We start from the raw sequence: 21,792 nt of genomic DNA on the forward strand, positions 1-21,792 counted from the left end.
TTGATTCTTAATGGATTTTTTTCATTATCTCTTTGAAATGACTCAATTTTTTATTACAATTTTTTTATTGCACTGAATAAATTAATTAAACTTATCAAAAGAAAGAACACTACGGCCTTGTTCAAATTGACCGATACGCTGTATTTCCCACTGTAAGAGATGGGCTGAGTGAGCAAAAACACGGGCACGCACTGTTTCTCCCAATGCTTCAAGATCATAGCCTGTTGCTTGTCCTGTATTGATCATAAAATTACAGTGCATTTCACTCATTTGAGCCCCACCAACCCGCAAACCACGGCACCCTGCTTCATCAATAACACGCCATGCAGATGTATTTTCAGGATTTCGGAAAGTTGATCCACCTGTTTTTTCGCGAATAGGTTGTACTTTTTCCCGATGAAGTGCAACTTCATCCATGGCTGCACGAATATTGTTTTTATCTCCTAGTTGTCCTTCCAACAAAGCAGCAGTAAAAATAAAACCTTCAGGAATATCACAATGGCGATAGGAATAGTGCATATCCTTCAAACTCAAAATATGACGCTGTCCTCTACGATCAAGTGCATAGACTTCAACAACACGCGCAGCTGTCTCAAAACCATTAGCTCCTGCATTCATTTTGAGTGCTCCTCCAAGACCACCAGGAATACCATGATAAAAATGAAAACCTGCAATCTCAGCTTCTAAAGCTGCCGCTGCTAAATGTTTATCTGCCGTAGCGGCACCAACCAAAAAGCGCTTTGGAGAAACTTGTCGCACTTGCCCAAAACTTTTGGCCGAAAGACGAATAACAACACCAGGAATCCCCCCATCCCGCACCAAAATATTAGAACCGATCCCCACAATTGTTATAGGGATAGATTCAGGCAAACTTTGAAGAAAAAGAACCAAATCCGCTTCATCGGCAGGCTGATAAAAAAGCTCAGCCAACCCACCAGTGCGAAACCACGTCACCTTACGCATATCAACATTAGGCGTAATTTTGCCTTTTATTCCGCCCAATATCGGTTGCAATCGCGCCAACAGCGCCTCACCATCAATGAGTTGAAAATTTATCATTGTTATCAAGCACCATCAACTGATGAGGCAAAGCATAAGCCCATTGTGTGATATTGCCAGCACCAAGAAAAACAACATAATCCCCCGATTGAGCAAATGTAGAGACAAGCGACATGACATCTTCCAGAGAATGAATCAAACGCGCATCACGATGACCGGCCTTTTGAATATGCTCAACCAATTCTCTAGCACCAAAACCAGCGATTGGCTCTTCACCGGCTGCATAAACAGGTGTGATCATCACAATATCAGCATCATTAAAACAAGAAGCAAAATCATCAAATAGATTATGCAAACGGGAATAACGGTGTGGTTGCGCAACAGCAATAATGCGCCCTTTTGCACTTTCACGCGCTGCACGTAGAACAGCTTTTATCTCGACAGGATGATGTCCATAATCATCAAAGATCTCAACACCATGCCAACTCCCTATCTGTGTAAAACGCCGTTTTACTCCACTAAATCCTTCTATCCCCTTTTTTATAGAGCTATTTGAAATGCCAAGTTCATGAGCAATAGCAATCGCTGCTGTTGCATTAGACACATTATGCTGCCCAGACATTGGCAAAATTAAATTTTTTAACTCAGTCTCTCTACCTGTCTTACGCGAGCGAATAAGAACATCAAAATGCGTTTTTTGACCATCCATAGACAGATTAAGAAAACGAACATCTGCTTGTGGATTGGCACCATAAGTGATCACCCAACGATCATCAATACGACTGGCTAAAGACTGAACCTCTGGATGGTCGAGGCATAAAACAGCAAAGCCATAAAAAGGAACATTCTCTACAAAGTGCCGAAAAGCTCGGCGCAGAGCAGAAAAATTCCCGTAATGATCCAAATGCTCAGCATCAATATTGGTAACAACGGCAATATCAGCAGGCAACTTTAAAAATGTACCATCACTTTCATCAGCTTCAACAACCATCCAATCACCTCCCCCCATACGAGCATTCGTGCCATAAGCATTAATAATACCGCCATTAATCACCACCGGATCCAAATTACCGGCAACAAGAAGTGCTGCTACCATTGATGTAGTCGTTGTTTTACCATGAGTACCACCAACGGCAATTGCCCGACGAAACCGCATAAGCTCCGCTAACATTTCTGCACGCCTCACAAGCGGCAAATGCCTTTCTTTTGCGGCAATATATTCAGGATTTGTTTTTTTTATAGCAGTAGAAAAAACAACAACCTCTGCATCCCCTAAATTTTCAGGGTTATGACCGATATAAATGTTAATTCCTTTCCCCCGTAAACGTTCAACATTTGCATTCTCAACTTGATCTGATCCTTGAACTTGATAGCCAAAATTATGAAAAACCTCCGCAATTCCACTCATGCCGATACCACCGATTCCAACAAAATGGATAACACCTATATTAAGCGGCATTTTCATCAAAAAACTCCTCTTTTATATCTGACAATAATTTCCCTGCAATCAACGCTTCAGCCATATCAGCAAGGCGACTAGTTGCATGAGGTTGTCCAACTTTTTTTGCAGCAAGTGCTTGTTTTTCCAATAAATGCGGCGTACAACAGGCTTCTGTTAAGAGAGACGCAAGTTTTTGTGCATTCAAATCTTTTTCTGATACAATTTGAGCACCCCCCACAGCAGCAAGCAGCGCTGCATTTGCCGCTTGATCGTGATCTAAAGCATAGGGATATGGGATAAGCAAAGCGGGTCGACCAATCACAGCTATTTCACAAACAGATGAAGCACCAGCACGTGACAAAATAAAATGAGCACGTGCCATACGTTCTGTCATATCATCAAAAAAAGGGGCAACTTCTGCTTGCACACCCATCTTATGATAGATTTCTATTAACTCTCCAGCTTCACCTCGAACTTGCTGAACAATTCGCAAGCGTTTACGGTCCTTTTCATCCAGCAAAGCAATTGCTGCAGGGACAATTCGTGAAAAAGAAGAAGCCCCTTGGCTACCACCAAAAACCAAGAAATGAAATGGATCTTCACCAGTTGAGGGATGATAAGGAATTTCCGCTGCTTTGAGAACAGCCTCACGCACAGGATTGCCCGTAAGAAGTATTTTATCAGTATAAATATTATTTGGCGACAACAAACCACCTGCTATTGCACTCACAAAAGTTGCCAACGCTCGATTGGCACGCCCCATAATGGCATTTTGCTCGTGAATAAATGTTACACGCCGTGTTAAAGCAGCAATAAAAAGAGGAGGAACAGTAGGATATCCCCCAAACCCACCAACGAGAACAGGACGCAGCTTATAAAAAAGCACCAATGATTGCCCCATTCCTTTTAACAAAGCCCAAAATGTTTTTACAAGTGCAAAAGGATGGCGTCGTGTAAATGTCGCTGATGAAAGTATATGTGTATGCTCTTTATCAAAGCAGCGTACAAAACGTTGAGCTCTTTTATCTGTAGCCAAATGAACATCATATCCACGCCGTCTTAATTCAACGGCAAGTGCTTCAGCAGGGAAAAGATGTCCACCTGTACCACCAGCCACCAAAACAATAATTTTTTTATCAGTCATAAGTGATATCCAAAACAGCAGGGGAGGAAAAAGCGGAAAAGCGTGCTTCTGGCCAGCGGCGCGTTAAACTAAGTAAAATCCCCATTGATAATGCAATTGCCACCATAGAGGAACCCCCATAAGAAATAAACGGCAATGTCATTCCCTTTGGAGGGATGAGATGAAGATTAACCGCCATATTAATTGCTGATTGAAAACCAATCATCATTGCTATGCCAGTAATGCCAAGACGTATAAAGGAATCACGTGTATTCATGGCTATATACAATGAACGCATAACGATAAAGCCAAAAAGCATCATAATCAAAAGACAGAGGATAATACCATATTCTTCAGCAGCAACAGAAAAAACAAAATCTGTATGGCTATCAGGAATGATACGTTTCACCGTTCCCTCGCCCGGCCCCTGCCCAAACCAACCACCATTCAAAATAGCCTCACGTCCCACATCCACTTGAAAGGTATTGCCTTCACCTGTCAAAAAACCATTGATACGCTCGCGCACATGGTGAAGAGAAAAATAGGTAAAAACAATTCCTACAATCCCCAAAATGAGAAAAAGAAAAAGAATGGTAAGAGGCACACCAGCAATAAAAAACAGCCCCCCCCATGTTGCACTTATTAAAAGTGTTTGACCAATATCGGGCTGTAGAACAAGAAGCACACAACAAATGGCATAAAGTACAATCGCTAACGTATAACCCAGAATTCCCCTCCTACGCATCTGTTCCGAAAAAAGCCAAGCAGACATCACCACAAAAGCTGGCTTCATAAATTCTGAAGCCTGTACAGAAAAACCAAAAAGAGGAATCCACCGACGTGCCCCCTTTAATTCTGGACCAACAAATAAGGTTGCAACCATAAGAACAAGCGTTGCAATTAACAAAAGAGCACATAAACGGCGAATATTACGAAGCGAAAAAAAAGAAATGGTAACCATTGTAAAAAACGCTGGAATACTAAAAATGATATGCCAGCGAACAAAATAAAAACCATCAGCAATTCCGATTTTTTTTGCAATAGTGGGGCTTGCAGCAAAAGAAAGCATAATGCCAATCCCCATTAAGATCAAACAAGCCGCAAAGATAGAGCGATCAATCGTCCACCACCAATTCGCAATTGGATCTCTATCAGCACGCGTAACCATTATATCCACCTTATCTTTTTTATAATTCTACTCAAAGTGATATGGTTCCCTACTTTTTGGCAAAACACTTCAAAAACTGAATTACACGAAAAAAGATTCTGGAATATTAACATGAAAACGCTTTTTTTAAATTCATGCCTCTTTTAACTGCATAACAAAAGAAACAAATGCTTCTCCACGCATTTCATAATTTTTAAATTGATCATAACTTGCACAAGCGGGTGAAAAAAGAACCACAACCTCTTTCGCCTTGCAATGCATTGCATCAGCAGCAGCTTCATGCACCGCATTTTCCAAAGTTAAGCTCATCGAAAAAGGAAAAACAGATCCAATAACGCCAGCAAATTCTTCCGCCGCGCTCCCAATCAAATAAGCTTTGTGAATTTTATGAAAAAATCCTCTAAGAGACTCAATCCCACCTTTTTTTGCCTGCCCTCCAACAATCCAAAAAATATCATCAAAAGCAGAGAGTGCAGGAGCTGATGCATCTGCATTGGTAGCCTTACTATCATTGATAAACAAAACTGTCCCCATTTTACGCACCTGCTGCATACGATGAGCCAATCCTTTATAACTTGCTAAATGGTTCTCTATATGTGGATCAGTAATTTTCAAAGCTTGCAATGTTGCTAAAACCATAAGTGCGTTTTGTGCGTTATGACTACCACGTAAAGCTGTTATAAGAGCCAGATCTGCAAGCATGGAGCGCTGCCCTTGATGAACAGAAAAAAGCTTAGTGCTCTCCGCATAAAAACCATTTTCAACAAAATGTTCCTTGGAAATTGCCTCGACTTGACGACCCTCATGAAGCAATTGTTGGTACAAATTCCAACAAGCAGAATCATCAACTGAAATCAAGGCATGAGAAGCCCTAGCTACTAAACGCCTTTTAGCTTGTACATATTGAGCAAAGCTACCATGGCGATCAATATGATCAGGCGTGAGATTTAATAAAAGACCAACGGTTGGCTGAAGAGAGGGTGTAAGATCAATTTGAAACGATGAACATTCAATCACATAAATACGTTTTTTTACAAACGGCTTAAGGGTCAATATTGCAGTTCCGATATTTCCTCCCATCTGCACATCATAGCCCATTTGTTTTAGCAAATGAGTAAGCAAAGCTGTCGTCGTTGATTTCCCATTCGTACCAGTAATAGCAATGAACGGAACATCTTGATCACAAAAGCCATAGTGCTGTAAAAAATGGTTGCGCGCACGAACAAATAATTCAATATCACCGATAATTTCTATATCTTTTTGACGTGCTTTCTCAACAACCCAATGGGGTTGAGGATAATTTAAAGGAACACCAGGAGCTAAAATCAATGCAACGAATTCTGACCAATCTTCATAACGGAGATCTTGCGTTGGAACATTGTGCCGAAAAGCCGCTTGCACGCTTGAAGGACTATCATCCCATGCAACCACTTCTGCACCTCCACGTATCAATGCTTTTGCTGCTGCTAATCCAGACGGCCCCAATCCAAACAGAGCAACTTTTTGACCTTTATAACACGTAACAGAAATCAAAATGTCACCGCAACTTAAGTGTTGAAAGGCCAATGAGAGCGAGAACAATCGAAATAATCCAAAAGCGTATCACGACTTGGCTTTCAGTCCAGCCTTTTTTCTCAAAATGATGGTGTATTGGTGCCATAAGAAACACACGCTTTTTTGTTAATTTGAAATAACCAACCTGAATAACAACCGAAAACCCTTCCAGAACAAAAAGCCCACCAATAAGAGCCAAAACAATTTCATGCTTGGTTGCTACAGCAACAGTACCCAAGAGTCCTCCAAGCGCCAAAGAACCAGTATCGCCCATAAAAATAGCCGCCGGCGGCGCATTAAACCATAAAAAGCCAAGACCCGCACCAACAACAGCTCCTAGTAAAACAGCCAGTTCACCGGTACCTGATACATAATGAATTTGTAGATAATCAGCAAAATTGATATTACCAGAAAGGTAAGCAATTAAAGCAAAAGACAAAGCAACAACCATCACAGGAACGATAGCTAAACCGTCAAGACCATCAGTCAAATTAACCGCATTCCCAGTTCCTACAATAACGAAAGCAGAAAAAGGAAGAAAAAACCAACTCAAATTGATAAAATAATCTTTCACAAAGGGCAAAGCTAATCCAGGAGAACCAACTTGTAAGATCATAAAAGCAGCAATTGTTGCAACCAAAAATTCCAATCCTAATCGAGCTTTACCGGAAAACCCTTTGTGTGTTTGTTTTGTTACCTTAAGATAATCATCATAAAAACCAATTGCTCCAAAAGAAAGCATAACAAAGAGCGACACCCAAAAATAAATATTCAATAAATTACACCACAAAAATGCTGACACCACAATGCCTGTTAAAATCATCAAACCACCCATAGTAGGCGTCCCAGCCTTTTTAAAATGTGTTTGAGGACCATCAGCGCGAATTGGCTGCCCTTTTCCCTGCCGCAATTTTAGAGAAGCAATGATACTAGGACCAAATAGAAACACAATGAGCCCCGATGTAAGCATCGCTGCTATAGTGCGAAAAGTAATATAACGAAAAACGTTAACGCCTGGGAGCAAATCACTAAGCAAAGAAAAAAACAGCATCATAATATAAAAAACCTATTTAAAATTAGAGAGAAACCACTTTATAACGATCAAAAAGTACCGCCACAATATCTGAAGAATTAAGACCACGGGATGATTTAATCATAAGCAGATCCCCATTGGAAATTTCTGCCAAAAGAAGCGGTAAAATTTTTTCAATATTTTCAGCATAATGAACCTTAACGTAAGCGGATAAATCAACGGCCAAAAATTTCATTGCCTCACCAAATAAAAAAACTGGATTGGCCCCAGAAAGATATACTGGTTTTGCTAAATCACGATGGAGTTTTTCACTATGAACTCCCAACTCCAACATATCGCCCAAAATGGCAATGCGCCTACCACATAAACCTACCGGCCCCGTAGCAAGCAGATCAAGAGCAGCACGCATGGACGCGGGATTCGCATTGTAGCTTTCATCAATGAGATAAAATTCGCCCCCATTGGGTAAAGACAACTGGTAGCGGATACCACGCCCTTTTTGGAGAGAAAAACGGCTCAAAGCAAGTGCGATACATTCTAAATCAGCACCAACTGCATCACAAATCGCAATAACACCTAAACTATTTTGAACAATATGTCGTCCAGGAGCACCAATTTTAATCTCTTTATCTTGCCCAGAAATGCGCACAATCATAGACGAAGAACCCGTTAGAAGATGTATATCTCTAACCTGATAATCGGAATTTTCAGCCTCACCAAAGCTCAAGATCTTTTTCACACCACATTGCTTTGCTTTTTGAATTAAATAAGAAAAAAAATCATTATCCGCATTTAAAATGACAACACCTTCCTCATCTAATCCTTCAAAAATTTCAGCTTTTGCATCTGCTATTTCTTTAAGATTTTTGAAAAAACCCATATGTGCCGCAGCAATATGCGTAATAAGAACAACATGCGGACGAACCAACTTTACCAGAGGGCGAATTTCATCTTTATGATTCATACCAATTTCAAAGATACCATAATCACACTCTGCTGGCATTCGTGCCAAACTAAGTGGCACTCCCCAGTGATTATTCAAAGAAGCAGAATTCGCGTGAACCTTTCCAACAGTTGCAAGCACTTGTTTGAGAGCTTCTTTTGTTGTTGTTTTTCCAACAGAACCTGTTACCGCTATAATTTTAGCCTCTGAACGCCTACGCGCAGCTTGCGCAAGTTTTTCTAAGGCTTGCAAAACATCAGGAACAACAATCAGTGGAGCGGATATTGTTTTCATGTCAGCCAAACGATCTTCGGCAACGATAAGAACGCCTGCTCCTCGTGCATAAGCTTGCGCAACAAAATCATGACCATCAAGATGATGACCTTTAATACAAAAAAAAATATCACCTTTTACAAGCGTACGACTATCAATAGAAATCCCAGAAAAAGTTTCTGGTAAGCATCCAATTACAAAGCCATCAATTGCTGTAATAAGTGCTTGTTTATCCCATAACACTGTCATCTCTTTCGTTCCTGCAAAGCCTCAATCGCTTTCAAGCGATCTGAAAAAGGATATGTTTTTTGCCCTATAATCTGACCATTCTCATGACCTTTTCCAGCAATGATGAGTGTATCTCCAGCTTGCAAAATCCCAACCGCATAAGCAATAGCTTCACCACGATCTGCTATTTCTATTGCTTTTGGAACTGCTTGCAAAATATCTTTTCTAATTTTCTCAGGTTCTTCAGTACGGGGATTATCATCCGTTACAATAACAATATCAGCCTTGTTTTCTGCAATTTTTCCCATTAAAGGCCTTTTTCCCCGATCACGATCACCACCACAACCAAAAACAAGAATTAAACGCTCCTGCGTAAAAGGGCGAACAGAAAGCAATACCTGCTCTAAAGCTTCTGGTTTATGCGCATAATCTATATAAACAGGTGCATTATCTTCTGTCTTTCCAACCAATTCCAAGCGCCCGGGGGCTCCTTGTAAAGTTTCAAGTGAATGAAAAACTTTATCAGGAGAAACTCCTGTTGCAATTGCTAATCCTGCCGCCATAAGTGCATTGATTACCTGAAAATCTCCGGCTAAAGGCAAATCAAATGTATAAATATTGTTTTCCACACGACACTCAACACACTGTTTTGACCGTTGATGTTCAATACGATTAATAGTGATAAATTTTCCTTTACGCCCAACTGTTAAGACACGGCGGCGTGTTTGTGTGATCGTATCAATAACCTTTTGCGAATAAACATCATCCGCAAAAATCAGAGCAGGAAAATCTTGAGGCAAAAGTGTATCAAAGAGCCTCATTTTAGCACGCAAATAATCCTCTACGCTCGTGTGATAATCCATATGATCACGCCCTAAATTGGTAAAGGCACCAGCAGTTAAACGGACTCCGTCAAGTCTGCATTGATCAAGCCCATGCGAAGATGCTTCAAGGGCTGCATGTGTAACACCTTCATTGGAAATTTCATAAAGGAGGCGCTGTAGAACTACTGGATCAGGTGTTGTGAGAGAACCATAATCATTTCGGTGAGGAGAAACAACACCTACCGTCCCTATACTAGCGGCACATAATCCAACATGAGTCCAAATTTGCCTAACAAAAGAGACAACGGATGTTTTTCCACTTGTTCCTGTAACAGCAACGATAGTTTCAGGTTGAGAACTATAAAAACGCGCAGCTGCTATCGCTAAACTATGACGAACATCCCGAACACGTAAAAGGGGAACAGATAAATTCTCAAGAACAACATTACAATCTGTAACGACTGCTCGTGCACCACGCTTTAGTGCATCATTTATATAGTGTCTCCCATCACCTTGATTACCTTGAACAGCCACAAAAACATAACCTGGCAAAACTTGCCGTGAATCTGCACTTATTCCTGTTATTTCCATTGAAGAAAGATTCTCATCTTCAATACATTCTGTAAAAACTGTTCCAAACAACATGACAATGCACCTTCATATTAATTTTACTGTTGTTTAACGAATCTCAAACTGTTCTTTGTGCTCAAAAGAGGCTCGTATTCTTTTTCAAAATCTGGTTTTATTCCCAAAAAACTCGCTGAACGGCGAATGATATTAGCAAGCATCGGCCCTGCATTCATTGCTGCTGTTGCCGATTTTTTTCCATCTTCAGGCTGAGGTTCATCAATAATTGTTAAAACAACATAGGAGGGATTCTCAATAGGAAAAGCAGCGAGAAAACTATTGAAATTTTTTGTTTTAGAATATTTTCCATTTTCGACTTTTTCAGCTGTTCCTGTTTTACCACCAACCCGATAACCTTCTACTTTTGCATTACGTCCAGAACCAATATCACTGTTTAACTTATAAAGATAACGCATATTTTGACTTGTTTTGGGATTTAAAACTTGTTTTGCATATTTCAAAGTTTCTGTCTTTGTGCGTTTCAAAAAGGTGGGGTCAATCAACCAACCATCATTCATTAAAGCAGCAGCACCGACTGCTGTTTGCAAAGGTGTTGTTGCCATACCATGTCCAAAAGCAATGGTCATCGAATGAATATCCTTCCAATAACGTGGCACAATAGGATGGGCAATTTCAGGCAATTCTGTTGTCAATCGATCCAGTAAACCAAGTCGTTTCAAAAAATTACGATGTCCATCAATTCCCACCGCCAATGCCTCCTTAGCAGAACCAATATTAGAGGAATAAATAAAAACTTCCCAAAGTGCTAAAGGACGATTTTTTCCATGAAAATCACGAATAAAATAATTCTGGCTTGCTTGAAAAGGCCGTGAAGCATCAATGACACTATTTAAATGAAAAAGACCTGAATCAAGCGCCATGGCGGTCGTAAAACTTTTAATGATAGATCCCATTTCAAAAGTTCCAGCAGTCATCCGATTAAGGCGATCACTTTTCAGAGCTTCAACAGGATTTTCAGGATCAAAATCTGGTAATGATGCCAAAGCCAAAACTTCACCAGTGTGGATATTCAAAATAACAGCTCCTGCAGCAAGTGCTTTATAACGCTTCATTGCTTTAACAAGTTCATCATGCACAATACTCTGAACACGCACATCAATCGAAAGCTGAACAGGATTTAATGATTCCTCAGTTGCAAGGCCAGCAGCACGCAAAGCACTCAAGCCGGCATCATCAATATATTTTTCCATCCCCGCTATACCCTGATTATCAATATTAACCATACCGAGAATATGCGAAACCACCGATCCACTTGGATAAAAACGACGGATTTCAGTACGAAAACCAATCCCTGGAATACCAAGAGCCATAATTTGCGTCTTTTGCGTTGGTGTTAATCCACGCTGAATCCAAGAAAAACTAGATTTTTTTTTGAGACGGTTATAAGTTTCCTGCCAATTGAGATCGGGCAAAACTGTTGAGAGCAATTCAATTGTTTCATCCACATCAATAATACGCCGTGGTTCAGCAAAAAGCGAATAAGTTTTAATATCTGTTGCTAACAAACGGTTATTACGATCAATAATATCAGGCCGCGCAGTCAATTGAGGAAGTCTTGGCCCTTTTGCCTCTTCAATCTGCCCACCTTCAAGCCCATAAGAAATAAGACAAGCTCCCATAACACCATATAAAATAAGAAAACAGAGCAAAGAAAAAAGCAAGCGTGGACGACTAGAATAAGAACGACGAACAGGAAAGTTATGAACATCTAACGAAGGCTTTAAACACTTTTTCTTCTGCGAAAATAGAAAGTACGACTTCATCACCGCACGCTTTCTTGAACAATATTGTTCACCCGAGAAGTACGATTATTTGCCAAAATATCCTTCTCTTCCTCCAAGATAGTTTGTTTAATCACTTCTTCAATTTGATCATGGATACGTACTGGAATATCCTTAAACTCTACGACTTGGCGAGGCTGTATAGTCTCTAAACTAAGCTCTTTTTGATAACGCGTTGCAAGTTTTTGCATGCGTGAAGGCTTTATCATCACAGCCCACTCAGCACGAAGTAAACTCACTGTATTTTTTGCTGCAACAATTTCATGTTCAAGACGACGGATTTCACTCATCCGTTTCTGAACGTCATATTTCACTTTATAGGTAAGACCTGCCATACAAATCATAATCATCACTAAAATCATATCAAATGTACGAAAAACTGTCATTTTTTGCCGCCTTCAAAACCAGCAATCTCTGCCATACCAAATAATTTCATATCTGCCATGAAACTATCCGCATTTGTGCGTACACCAATACGTAACCGTGCAGAACGCGAACGAGGATTTTGTTGCAATTCCTCTTCACTTGCAGTTATCCCCCCTTTAAACAAAGGAAAAAATGTTGCTGGATCCGTCTCTATTTCAGGAAGATAGCGCGATCGCATACGCTCTCCTGAACGAGCAGAAAAAAATCTTTTGACCATGCGATCTTCAAGAGAATGAAAACTCACGACACCCAGACGGCCTCCTGCTTTTAAAATGCGTTCAGCAGCAAATAAGCCACGCGCAAGTTCACCAATTTCATCATTAACATAAATGCGAAGAGCCTGAAATACACGCGTTGCAGGATGAATGCGATCTCCTGATTTACGCCCTACCAACACCTCAATAGCATGAGCAAGATCACCTGTACGCAAAAAAGGCTGAACACAGCGGCGTTTTTCAATCATCCGTGCAATCCGACCAGCATAGCGTTCTTCTCCTAATATTTTAAAGATTCGAGCTAACTCATTAACATTTAAGCAATTTATAACATCGCCAGCAGTAAACCCAGTCTGAGCCATTCGCATATCTAATGGACCATCTTTCTGAAAAGAAAATCCCCTTTCAGCTTCATTAAGCTGCATGGAAGAAACACCAATATCCAAAATGACAGCGTCTACCTTCTCTTCAACAACACGATCCAACTGTGAAAATTCCATTTGCACCAAACGAAGTCGTGGGAAAAATTCATCAACGAGCAATTGTCCCTCACGAATAGCATGAGGATCACGATCAAGAGCAATAACCTCTGCACCGGCATTTAAAAAAGCACGCGTATAACCACCGGCACCAAAGGTACCATCAATCACTCTTGCCCCAACCAATGGTGCAAGCCCAGCTAAAACTGGCTGCAACAACACTGGAATATGGCGCTCAGTTTTATGACCCTGCTCTGTCAAAATAATCCGTCTTGATTTATACTTTTTCAAATCAATAATTGTTTAATGGCAACTGATGTCAGAATAACTAAAAATTCAACTCTCATATCTATCACAATGAAAGAGAATAAAGTCAAAGTTAATCCGATGCATATCCTAATGCATTATATTTAAAGAAATATTATGATTTTTTAAAATACTCTTTTTTAAGTGTACACTTTCAAGAATGCACCTTCTATAGAAAAAGCTCACATGCAATATAGCATAGAAATATCAACTGTCCATAATATCCAATCTATAAAATAGAACTCAACCATGAAATATCAGTCGGCCTATAAGCCGGGTTCTGTATGGTAAAGCTTACACTCTCCATGGCAACCATTCATCTGGGACGGATGTTACCATCCGCCTCGTGCAACCTACCCGAATGACTCGCCCGGAAACTGGCTGCAAGTTAAGCCTTGCGCGTCATTTCTATTCGGTCTTGCTCCCGGTGGGGTTTACCTTGCCACATTCATTACTGAATGCGCGGTGGGCTCTTACCCCACCCTTTCACCCTTACCTATAAAAATAGGCGGTTTGCTTTCTGTGGCACTTTCCCTAGGGTCGCCCCCGCCGGGTGTTACCCGGCACCGTTTTTCCGTGGAGCCCGGACTTTCCTCACCTGCCACCTTTAGGCACAAGACAAGCGCGGCTGCCCAGCCGACTGACGCAGCGCTTATAAAACATTTTTTATCACGTGAAAATAGCACCTTCAAGATATTTTATAGTTTTATAGCAAATGCATTACCTTTAAGATTATTTCCATTTTAATGACGCCAAATAAGTTTTCACTTTTGAGCAATATTTCGCTGAAATAGAATTCATTTTTTTTGCAGCATGACCTGCATTATATTTAAGAATTGTGCCACATGTGTTCCCACCGCTTAGCATATATGCCCGCGCCAAATAACGCATACCATATTCAAGATTTGTCGCAGGATCATAAAGATCTTGCACAGAGCCATTAAAACCCAACCCTCGCGCAGTAGATGGTTTAATTTGCATCAAGCCTACCTCGCCAGCGGCTCCCTTTGTACGTGCTTTATAATTGCTTTCAACTCTTACAACAGCATGTGCTAAATTAACAGGAACATTATACTTATTTGCAAATCTCTGAATGAGAGATTCATAAGGACGAGCAGGAATCTTAGAAGTAAGTGCCCCTGAGCTTTCCTTTGAATCTGCAACATTCAAGATAGTATGAGCCAAACTTATATCAAAAATAAAAAATACAGCAAATGCTGCACTTAAAAGGATTTTCAAAAATTGCATTTTCTTTCTCTTCAAGACATCTTCAAATCCTAGCCGCAACGGCTTTGCGGACGCATTCTACAGAGAAAAAAAGCTAAAAAACGGCTTGAAAATGAAAATATTAAGATTATTTCAAAAATATTTTGTTGTAAAATAACAAGATAACTCAACTTTTTTATTATATATTTTTTTATCTTATAGGATATTTAACAATAAATAAAATACAAAGAGACTTTAAATGTAATAAAAATATAATATACTATATTAGTTTATGATAATAAATGCAAAAAATGTAATTTTAACAAACAAAGAAAGCATTCAAAATACTTCTTCTATCTTTTATAGCTTATTATTAAAATCTTGTTGAAACAAATTCCATAATCTTAAGAAGCAACATAAGCCAGGACAACTTCACCAAATGCTATCTACATTGCAAGAGCTCTACTGGGAAGAGAAATCATTATCAACTTTTCCTATTGCTTGATAAATACTCACTGCAGAAAACTCCATGCTAAACAAGTCGTCTACCAAAAACAACCATTATGTATAGGAAACGCACAAATACACACAAGCACATCGGTCTCTGATTGTATAGCAAAACTTAATAATTACTCTGTCCGTTTTTTGAAAAATTCTATAAAGGAGGCAACACGAAAAATCTCAAGAACATCTATATAAAAATTTACATTATTCATTCCTATTTAAGTATTTCACCCGCATACGATGATTTCATAAACCTTGCACAACCTCACTGCTATCTCTAGAAATCATAGAAACGGACAAAATTTTTAAAATTCACATGAAAAAAAATTCAGGCACTTTGCTACTTTTATCACCCTATGAGGTAAAATAAAATCAATAGTATCTTCCCTGCACATTTTTCAAAATCCACGAAAACCATAGAAGCACTTTTAAGATTAATCGTAAATGTATAATTTAAAGAAACAATTAAAAATAAGTATCAGCAATAGAAGGGTGAGAAACCGCTCTCGATAAGGCCATAGCAACCTTTTTACCCAGCTTTTGAGCCTGTTCATTATTCTTACCACCTGCAGAAGCAGCAGCAACTACATCGCGACGCACCCACTCAATTAGTTGCTTTTGTTGCTCAGGATCCAGCTTAGAGAGCTGTGTTATAATATCAGGAAAAGACACTGCTAATCTCTCTAGAAGTGCCTCCTCTGTAACATCAACCTGCTGAGAAGAAAAAGATCGTTTAAATAAAAATCTATAAACAGAAGCATTCCGAAAAGTAAAAAAACTAACGAAAAATACTAAAAACACAAATAAAACAAAAACAATACGACGCCAGCAAAACCCCATCATCTCTTACCTAAGCATCATAGCACACAAAACATCCCTCTAAATAGCACCACTCACTAAAAAAATCTAGTATCTCTCTTTAATATACAAACACCATACGAGCCAAAGTGCCTACATTTTTTCCCCTTAACAACACTCTAAAAACCGCAATACCAAAACCCAAAAAACCTGACTGAGGAAAACCCCAGCCAGGCCAGACAATCTAAGGGATCCACGCGGGGGGGGGGGGGAGGAGGTTCCCCGATCGTCTTTCGTATCAACTACTAATGTAGCCAACACAATATCCTTGCTATGGAATAAAATGTTTTAAACAACAAGAAATTCTTATCATCTTCCACGCAAAAAAACATAAAAAAATTATAAATCGTTCAAAAATGGAAAAATTTAGGCAAAAAATATTCAAAATGATCCAATTTGAAGCAATTTTATTTCAATAAGCATCAACAAGAAGAATCTGCAATCATCACAATTTGCAAAATAACCTTCCCCCCAAAAATCGCATAACCGTAAAAGTTTAACAACATGAGTAAGTTATACAAACTCCCCTTATGATGGGCAAAATGCATAAAAGCAGCAGTCACTTGTTCCGCAGTTACCACCACAAAAATCGAAATTCTAAACGTAATCTTCTTAGAATCGTCCATTATTTTAGTCTAAAATAGCTACAGATTAATTGACAACAAGAAACAAATTCCAACATATCATAAACAACGACCAGTGCGGAGAATTTCTTCCAATCTTTACGATATAAATAATCACTCAAGAAAGTGATAAAATTATAGCTTCTGTATTCGAAGACTTTTATATGCTATCCGCTCTTAAAGAAATTGTATAGTACCTTCTTTTTTACTGTTCATCCTTCTCAAGGGAAGAACATCTCTTACGAAGAACCTTACATCTTTGGATTACGCATTCGCCTATTTGCTTAAAAAGGATCTCACCTTACCTCTAATCTCATCCTCCAACCCTATTTGTGAAAGATAAAATTACAAGATCTATTAGAACTATCTATCTTTATACTCAGTGACGCTACATCCCAATACCATACTATATTTACCTACTTCCAATATCTGACCATTCTTGCATATCAACGATTTAAGAGACATATTTACCACTTGTTCAAATGATTTTTATTCGTATATTAATTTCTCTTGTAACATAGAAACAAACGACTTTTGATTTATAAATAAAAAAGTTTAAAACAAGAAAATATTCTTACGCCTAAAATTAACATTCATAAAATCAATCAACTAGTCAATCAGCAAATACTGTATCAACATGCATTAAATGACTGCCATTATAGCCCCATCTCTATAAAAATCCCGTTAACTGATACATCTACACATACATCTCTTGAAGCATCAGTAATCTCATGGAAAAAACACAATGCACACCCCAAAAGCGACAACTCTTCAAAGACTTACTAAAATCCCATTTTCGCACTTCTACACTTCTAATTGAGAAATGCCGAAAAATGAAGCACGTTAACAAATATAATTATGCAAAGTCTGCTTTTTCGTCTTTGATATCATCAACCAGCAAACGCGGATCATATGCGAGCCAAAGCTTACCCATTAACCCTTCATTATTTTTATTGGGCAAAGAAGCAAGATAAGCCGTTTGTTCTAGAATAAGCCCTACTTTTTTAAGCCATTGTTCTATTTGTGAATCTGGAAATCCAAAATACCTATAAGCGTGAGAAAAATATAAATAATCAACTTCATAACAAACAAAATCTACAATCAGCAAACTCCCATGAAGATGCAAAGCACGTGCTGCCTCATTAAGAACTATCTCAGGATTCTGCCCAATAAAGAATAACCAAGTCAAAAGTTGCATCTCCAACAGATAAATGCAAAACATCGCTATCAAACGCAACTTCAACAGCACGCGTATAAAGACCTGAAAACAATTGCAAGAGATAACTTGTATCCGTACCAACACTCAGCATAGTCTCAAATGGTTTATCACCAATGATTTCAAGTAAAGCGTTTTCTACCAAGTGATCTGCAATATACGATAACCGTAATGCCTCCCCATTGCGCCACATTTTGTGAGAAATCCTTATTTCTCTTGTTTTGGCGCTGTTTTTTCACATTTACTAAACGTACCAAATCGTGCACAAACATTAAATCATGCTCTGGAAGAGCTGTTAGCCAAACAACTATGACAAAGCTTAAAATAAACCCTTCCCCCCCTTCTGATAACGCTCAATCAATTGTGCTTCTCACAATAAACGTAAATTCCGTGATACACGCGATTGCGACTGACCAAGGATAAATATAAAGTCCGCTACTGTTAAATCTTCGTGATACAAAAGTGCAATGATGCGCAAACGACTCGTCTCTGCCATCGCTTTTAGCAACACAATCATCACATCCAAACTTTCTACTTTTTCCATAAATATTCCTTACTGCTCAGGCGAGCATTTATTCCTACAAATAGAAAATCAAGCAGAAGACATATAGTTGTATCACTTCTGTTCGTACTGTTTTTTGATAAGATAAAAATGGACAATTGCTAAAAAATGAAAAACCCCTCCCCGCCATTTCACAACAATGATGGCAAAGTTACTGGTATTCCAACCATACACCCAACTGCATATGAAGACCTATGATTCTCTATTACAACCTAGATAAATGCTAAACTCTTATTATACTTTAGAAAAAGTATGATAACGTATCTCCTGAAGAATAAAAGTAACACTGAAAGCATCACGATTTGCTGAGATAAAAGGGAAAAATAAACAAGCAATGCTAGCGTGTAAGTGGCTTATAATTCCCACGCTTCATATTAAGAGCCTCTGATCCAAGACGACGAACCTTATCAGCCTCATATTCTGCGAAATTACCTTCAAACCACTCTACATGTCCATCACCTTCAAAGGCCAAAATATGCGTTGCCAATCGATCAAGAAACATACGATCATGCGATATGATAACCGCACAACCAGCAAAATTTTCCAGCGCATCCTCCAATGCACCCAACGTTTCAGTGTCAAGATCATTTGTTGGTTCGTCAAGAAGAAGAACATTACCTCCCTCTTTCAAAAGCTTGGCCAAATGCACGCGATTACGCTGTCCTCCTGATAAACTTGCTACTTTTTGCTGTTGATCTGCACCCTTAAAATTAAACGCACCGCAATAAGCGCGGCTATTCATCTCATATTTACCTAATTTAATAATGTCATTTCCGCCGGAAATTTCCTCCCAAACGGTTTTATCGCCCGCCAATGAATCACGGCTCTGATCAACGTAACTCATGTGAACTGTTTCGCCGATGCGTATTTGACCTGAATCCGGTTGTTCCTGACCCGTCAACATTTTAAACAAAGTAGATTTTCCCATACCATTGGCACCAATGACTCCAACAATTCCACCAGCAGGAAGCTTGAAAGAAAGACCATCAATCAACACACGCTCTCCATATGCCTTAGAGAGGTTATCAACTTCAATGACAACCTGCCCCAATCTTTCGCCGATAGGAATAATAATCTGTGCATCTCCAGGACGGCGCTCATTTGCAGCCTGAACCAATTCATCATACGCTTTAATCCGCGCTTTTGACTTTGCTTGTCGTCCTTTTGGACTAGAAGCTATCCATTCTTTTTCGCGTAACAGCGCACGCTGACGAGCAGCCTCTTCACGCCCTTCCTGAGCCAAACGTTTGGCTTTAGATCCCAAATAAGCAGAATAATTCCCCTCATAAGGAATACCTTTTCCGCGATCTAATTCTAAAATCCATCCCGTTACATTATCTAGAAAATAACGATCATGCGTCACTAAAAGCACCGCACCGGGATATTCACGTAGATGCCTTTCAAGCCAAGCTGTAGTTTCAGCATCCAAATGGTTTGTTGGTTCATCTAAAAGCAATAAATCAGGTTTCGACAAAAGCAATTTACAAAGCGCAACGCGCCGCTTCTCACCTCCCGAGAGCTTTATCACATCCTCATTGGCTGGCGGACAATCAAGGGCAGCCATAGCCATTTCTACTTGACTTTCTAAATCCCAAAGATTTTGACTGTCGATGATATCTTGAAGACGCGCACTTTCATCAGCTGTCTCTTCACTATAATTCATCATCAATTCATTATAACGCTCTAAAATTGCCTGCTTATCTGCAACACCCTCCATCACATTACCACGTACATCTTTGCTCACATCAAGAAGAGGCTCTTGAGGCAGATAACCACAACGTGCTCCTTCAGAAAGCCATGCTTCTCCGATATATTCCTTATCTAGCCCAGCCATAATCCGTAAAATGGTTGATTTACCTGCACCATTTGGCCCTAAAATACCGATTTTTGCATCTGGATAAAAAGACAGATGAATATTTTCCAAAATTTTCTTATTACCATAAACCTTGGTAAGCCCAGCCATGTGATAGATAAATTGACGTGCCATAAACTTCTCTTTAAATATTGTGTGGTATTAGAATTAGGACTTTGAAAAAATGCTTTCGCTTTCCTTAAACTTCGGATAAGCAACATTTATGTTCAACGCAAGAGTTTTGCATTTTAATATTGATACATTTTTTCTAATCTCACAAGCCCCACTATGGTTCTGAATGCAAAAAAATACACCCTCGACAAATAAAAAAAAATCCTCTTAGCTGTACCTGAAACATGCTATCAAACATCACCCATCTTTTCCTTACCAGATACAACATTGTATTTTTATCGTATTAAACCGACTTATCAATGCAATATACCCCCCCCAAAAAAACCAATTCTCTATGCCCCCTCTTTTTTTGCTTTATGGGCTTTAGATTACGCGGTAAAAAAAAACTCTCTTTTTTCATCAATTTTGTGTCACGAAAAGCAATGGACTTCATCCCTTGCTTTACTATGGCTCAAATTGTGTTTACAAAATGACCGCCGCCTTATGGGATCTGACGTTCCAAGCCTGATGATCATGAAAGCTTTACACCGACATGTAGCAATTTGTGACTACAGTGCACTTCCCATTGGTACATGGTTGCAATTTGTAAAAAACTATAAAACGAATTGTAAAAACTTATCACTTCCCCTTTTTTGGATTGATAATTATAAAAATAATACCAATATCCACGAAATTATTTCAAAACTTCCACAAGATGAAAATATAACCTCTTAAATGTATCATAAAGAGCAAGTCTCTTACAGGAATATATTCATGGAAAAAAAAGCTTTAATTGTTATTGATGTTCAAAATGATTTCTTACCAAGTGGGGCACTTGCAGTACCACAAAGCGATGCCATTTTACCCGCTGTCAATAATCTCATAAATCATTTTGACCATGTCATTTTAACCCAAGACTGGCATCCAAAAAATCATTGCAGCTTTGCTTCTTCCTACCCTGGAAAAGCGCCCTATGATACCATTGAGCTTGATTATGGCCCTCAAATACTTTGGCCTGATCATTGCATACAAGGAACACAAGGAGCAGATTTTCACCCATTTCTCAGAGTTGAGAAGGCGCAACTTATCCTTAGAAAAGGTTATAATAAAAAAATTGATAGCTATTCCGCCTTTTTTGAAAATGATCAAAAAACACCAACAGGCTTACAAGTTTATCTCAGAGAACATGGTTTTACAAAGCTGGCGATATGTGGCTTAGCAACCGATTTTTGTGTGGGATTTTCCGCACTTCACGCCACACAATGCGGCTTTAAAGTAAGTGTTTCATTAAACGCCTGTGCTGGTATTGATCTCAACGGGTCTCTTAACACTATACTTAAAACTATGAACGAATCTGGTATAGAACTTTTAATGGCTTCCTAAAACACTTTTCTCTGTCTTGCTATCACAACGCATAAG

16 protein-coding genes, 1 other RNA gene and 2 pseudogenes are annotated in these 21,792 nt (G+C 39.1%); 2 read left to right on the plus strand and 17 right to left on the minus strand.

What is annotated here, in order from left to right:
* Positions 1 to 81 precede the first annotated feature (81 nt).
* The 17 genes and pseudogenes from murB to ettA all read right to left on the minus strand — a co-directional run bounded on the left by murB (position 82) and on the right by ettA (position 20,397).
* The gene (murB, locus tag V4P57_RS05565) at positions 82 to 1,059 is read right to left on the minus strand and encodes a UDP-N-acetylmuramate dehydrogenase (protein WP_455465606.1); all 978 of its coding nucleotides are present in this window, start codon (positions 1,057 to 1,059) and stop codon (positions 82 to 84) included.
* A complete protein-coding gene (gene murC, locus V4P57_RS05570) occupies positions 1,037 to 2,464 on the minus strand; it encodes a UDP-N-acetylmuramate--L-alanine ligase (RefSeq protein WP_455465607.1) in 1,428 nt (475 codons plus the stop codon). The genes murB and murC overlap by 23 nt, the downstream gene beginning before the upstream one ends.
* Positions 2,448 to 3,584 (minus strand): undecaprenyldiphospho-muramoylpentapeptide beta-N-acetylglucosaminyltransferase, encoded by a 1,137-nt coding sequence (murG, locus tag V4P57_RS05575; protein ID WP_455465608.1) that lies wholly within the window; start codon positions 3,582 to 3,584, stop codon positions 2,448 to 2,450. The genes murC and murG overlap by 17 nt, the downstream gene beginning before the upstream one ends.
* Positions 3,577 to 4,731 (minus strand): FtsW/RodA/SpoVE family cell cycle protein, encoded by a 1,155-nt coding sequence (locus V4P57_RS05580; protein ID WP_455465609.1) that lies wholly within the window; start codon positions 4,729 to 4,731, stop codon positions 3,577 to 3,579. Before V4P57_RS05580 ends, murG begins: the two co-directional genes overlap by 8 nt.
* 132 nt (positions 4,732 to 4,863) lie before the next feature.
* A complete protein-coding gene (gene murD, locus V4P57_RS05585) occupies positions 4,864 to 6,264 on the minus strand; it encodes a UDP-N-acetylmuramoyl-L-alanine--D-glutamate ligase (protein WP_455465610.1) in 1,401 nt (466 codons plus the stop codon).
* A gap of 4 nt (positions 6,265 to 6,268) precedes the next feature.
* Positions 6,269 to 7,339, minus strand: a complete 1,071-nt coding sequence (gene mraY / locus V4P57_RS05590; protein WP_455465611.1) for a phospho-N-acetylmuramoyl-pentapeptide-transferase — start codon at positions 7,337 to 7,339, stop codon at positions 6,269 to 6,271.
* 22 nt (positions 7,340 to 7,361) lie between these two features.
* Entirely contained in the window at positions 7,362 to 8,783 is a 1,422-nt protein-coding gene (locus tag V4P57_RS05595; protein WP_455465612.1) for a UDP-N-acetylmuramoylalanyl-D-glutamyl-2,6-diaminopimelate--D-alanyl-D-alanine ligase, read from the minus strand.
* Positions 8,780 to 10,231 carry a UDP-N-acetylmuramoyl-L-alanyl-D-glutamate--2,6-diaminopimelate ligase gene (locus tag V4P57_RS05600; RefSeq protein WP_455465613.1) on the minus strand — a complete coding sequence of 484 codons (1,452 nt, stop codon included), beginning with the start codon at positions 10,229 to 10,231 and terminating at the stop codon, positions 8,780 to 8,782. Before V4P57_RS05600 ends, V4P57_RS05595 begins: the two co-directional genes overlap by 4 nt.
* Positions 10,232 to 10,254: 23 nt before the next feature.
* Positions 10,255 to 11,997: a peptidoglycan D,D-transpeptidase FtsI family protein gene (locus V4P57_RS05605; RefSeq protein WP_455465614.1), complete on the minus strand. Its 1,743-nt coding sequence runs from the start codon at positions 11,995 to 11,997 to the stop codon at positions 10,255 to 10,257.
* Entirely contained in the window at positions 11,997 to 12,401 is a 405-nt protein-coding gene (ftsL, locus tag V4P57_RS05610) for a cell division protein FtsL (protein WP_455465615.1), read from the minus strand. Before ftsL ends, V4P57_RS05605 begins: the two co-directional genes overlap by 1 nt.
* Positions 12,398 to 13,396, minus strand: a complete 999-nt coding sequence (gene rsmH, locus V4P57_RS05615) for a 16S rRNA (cytosine(1402)-N(4))-methyltransferase RsmH (protein ID WP_455465616.1) — start codon at positions 13,394 to 13,396, stop codon at positions 12,398 to 12,400. The genes ftsL and rsmH overlap by 4 nt, the downstream gene beginning before the upstream one ends.
* A gap of 298 nt (positions 13,397 to 13,694) precedes the next feature.
* Positions 13,695 to 14,085, minus strand: an RNA gene (gene rnpB, locus V4P57_RS05620) — RNase P RNA component class A.
* Positions 14,086 to 14,173: 88 nt separating this feature from the next.
* A complete protein-coding gene (locus V4P57_RS05625) occupies positions 14,174 to 14,689 on the minus strand; it encodes a lytic transglycosylase domain-containing protein (RefSeq protein ID WP_455465617.1) in 516 nt (171 codons plus the stop codon).
* A gap of 927 nt (positions 14,690 to 15,616) precedes the next feature.
* The gene (locus V4P57_RS05630; protein WP_455466977.1) at positions 15,617 to 15,991 is read right to left on the minus strand and encodes a hypothetical protein; all 375 of its coding nucleotides are present in this window, start codon (positions 15,989 to 15,991) and stop codon (positions 15,617 to 15,619) included.
* Positions 15,992 to 16,431: 440 nt separating this feature from the next.
* Positions 16,432 to 16,635 carry a hypothetical protein gene (locus V4P57_RS05635; RefSeq protein ID WP_455465618.1) on the minus strand — a complete coding sequence of 68 codons (204 nt, stop codon included), beginning with the start codon at positions 16,633 to 16,635 and terminating at the stop codon, positions 16,432 to 16,434.
* An 853-nt stretch (positions 16,636 to 17,488) separates the two neighbouring features.
* A pseudogene (locus V4P57_RS05640) lies at positions 17,489 to 18,392 on the minus strand (ArsR family transcriptional regulator).
* 355 nt (positions 18,393 to 18,747) lie between these two features.
* Complete coding sequence (ettA, locus tag V4P57_RS05645; RefSeq protein WP_455465619.1) at positions 18,748 to 20,397, minus strand: energy-dependent translational throttle protein EttA; 1,650 nt, start codon at positions 20,395 to 20,397, stop codon at positions 18,748 to 18,750.
* Positions 20,398 to 20,560: 163 nt separating this feature from the next.
* On the opposite strand from ettA, the pseudogene V4P57_RS05650 reads away from it, so the two are divergent.
* Positions 20,561 to 21,108: pseudogene (locus V4P57_RS05650) on the plus strand (hypothetical protein).
* A gap of 39 nt (positions 21,109 to 21,147) precedes the next feature.
* The gene (gene pncA, locus V4P57_RS05655) at positions 21,148 to 21,756 is read left to right on the plus strand and encodes a bifunctional nicotinamidase/pyrazinamidase (RefSeq protein ID WP_455465620.1); all 609 of its coding nucleotides are present in this window, start codon (positions 21,148 to 21,150) and stop codon (positions 21,754 to 21,756) included.
* The last annotated feature ends 36 nt before the right edge of the window (positions 21,757 to 21,792 follow it).

This window comes from Bartonella sp. B39 (assembly GCF_053795145.1).

Coding starts and splice junctions, on each gene's coding strand:
- murB (WP_455465606.1), bottom strand. CDS start 1,059: ATGATAAATTTTCAACTCATTGATGGTGAGGCGCTGTTGGCGCGATTG.
- murC (WP_455465607.1), bottom strand. CDS start 2,464: ATGAAAATGCCGCTTAATATAGGTGTTATCCATTTTGTTGGAATCGGT.
- murG (WP_455465608.1), bottom strand. CDS start 3,584: ATGACTGATAAAAAAATTATTGTTTTGGTGGCTGGTGGTACAGGTGGA.
- V4P57_RS05580 (WP_455465609.1), bottom strand. CDS start 4,731: ATGGTTACGCGTGCTGATAGAGATCCAATTGCGAATTGGTGGTGGACG.
- mraY (WP_455465611.1), bottom strand. CDS start 7,339: ATGATGCTGTTTTTTTCTTTGCTTAGTGATTTGCTCCCAGGCGTTAAC.
- V4P57_RS05595 (WP_455465612.1), bottom strand. CDS start 8,783: ATGACAGTGTTATGGGATAAACAAGCACTTATTACAGCAATTGATGGC.
- V4P57_RS05600 (WP_455465613.1), bottom strand. CDS start 10,231: ATGTTGTTTGGAACAGTTTTTACAGAATGTATTGAAGATGAGAATCTT.
- V4P57_RS05605 (WP_455465614.1), bottom strand. CDS start 11,997: ATGAAGTCGTACTTTCTATTTTCGCAGAAGAAAAAGTGTTTAAAGCCT.
- ftsL (WP_455465615.1), bottom strand. CDS start 12,401: ATGACAGTTTTTCGTACATTTGATATGATTTTAGTGATGATTATGATT.
- V4P57_RS05625 (WP_455465617.1), bottom strand. CDS start 14,689: ATGCAATTTTTGAAAATCCTTTTAAGTGCAGCATTTGCTGTATTTTTT.
- V4P57_RS05630 (WP_455466977.1), bottom strand. CDS start 15,991: ATGGGGTTTTGCTGGCGTCGTATTGTTTTTGTTTTATTTGTGTTTTTA.
- V4P57_RS05635 (WP_455465618.1), bottom strand. CDS start 16,635: ATGGACGATTCTAAGAAGATTACGTTTAGAATTTCGATTTTTGTGGTG.
- ettA (WP_455465619.1), bottom strand. CDS start 20,397: ATGGCACGTCAATTTATCTATCACATGGCTGGGCTTACCAAGGTTTAT.
- pncA (WP_455465620.1), top strand. CDS start 21,148: ATGGAAAAAAAAGCTTTAATTGTTATTGATGTTCAAAATGATTTCTTA.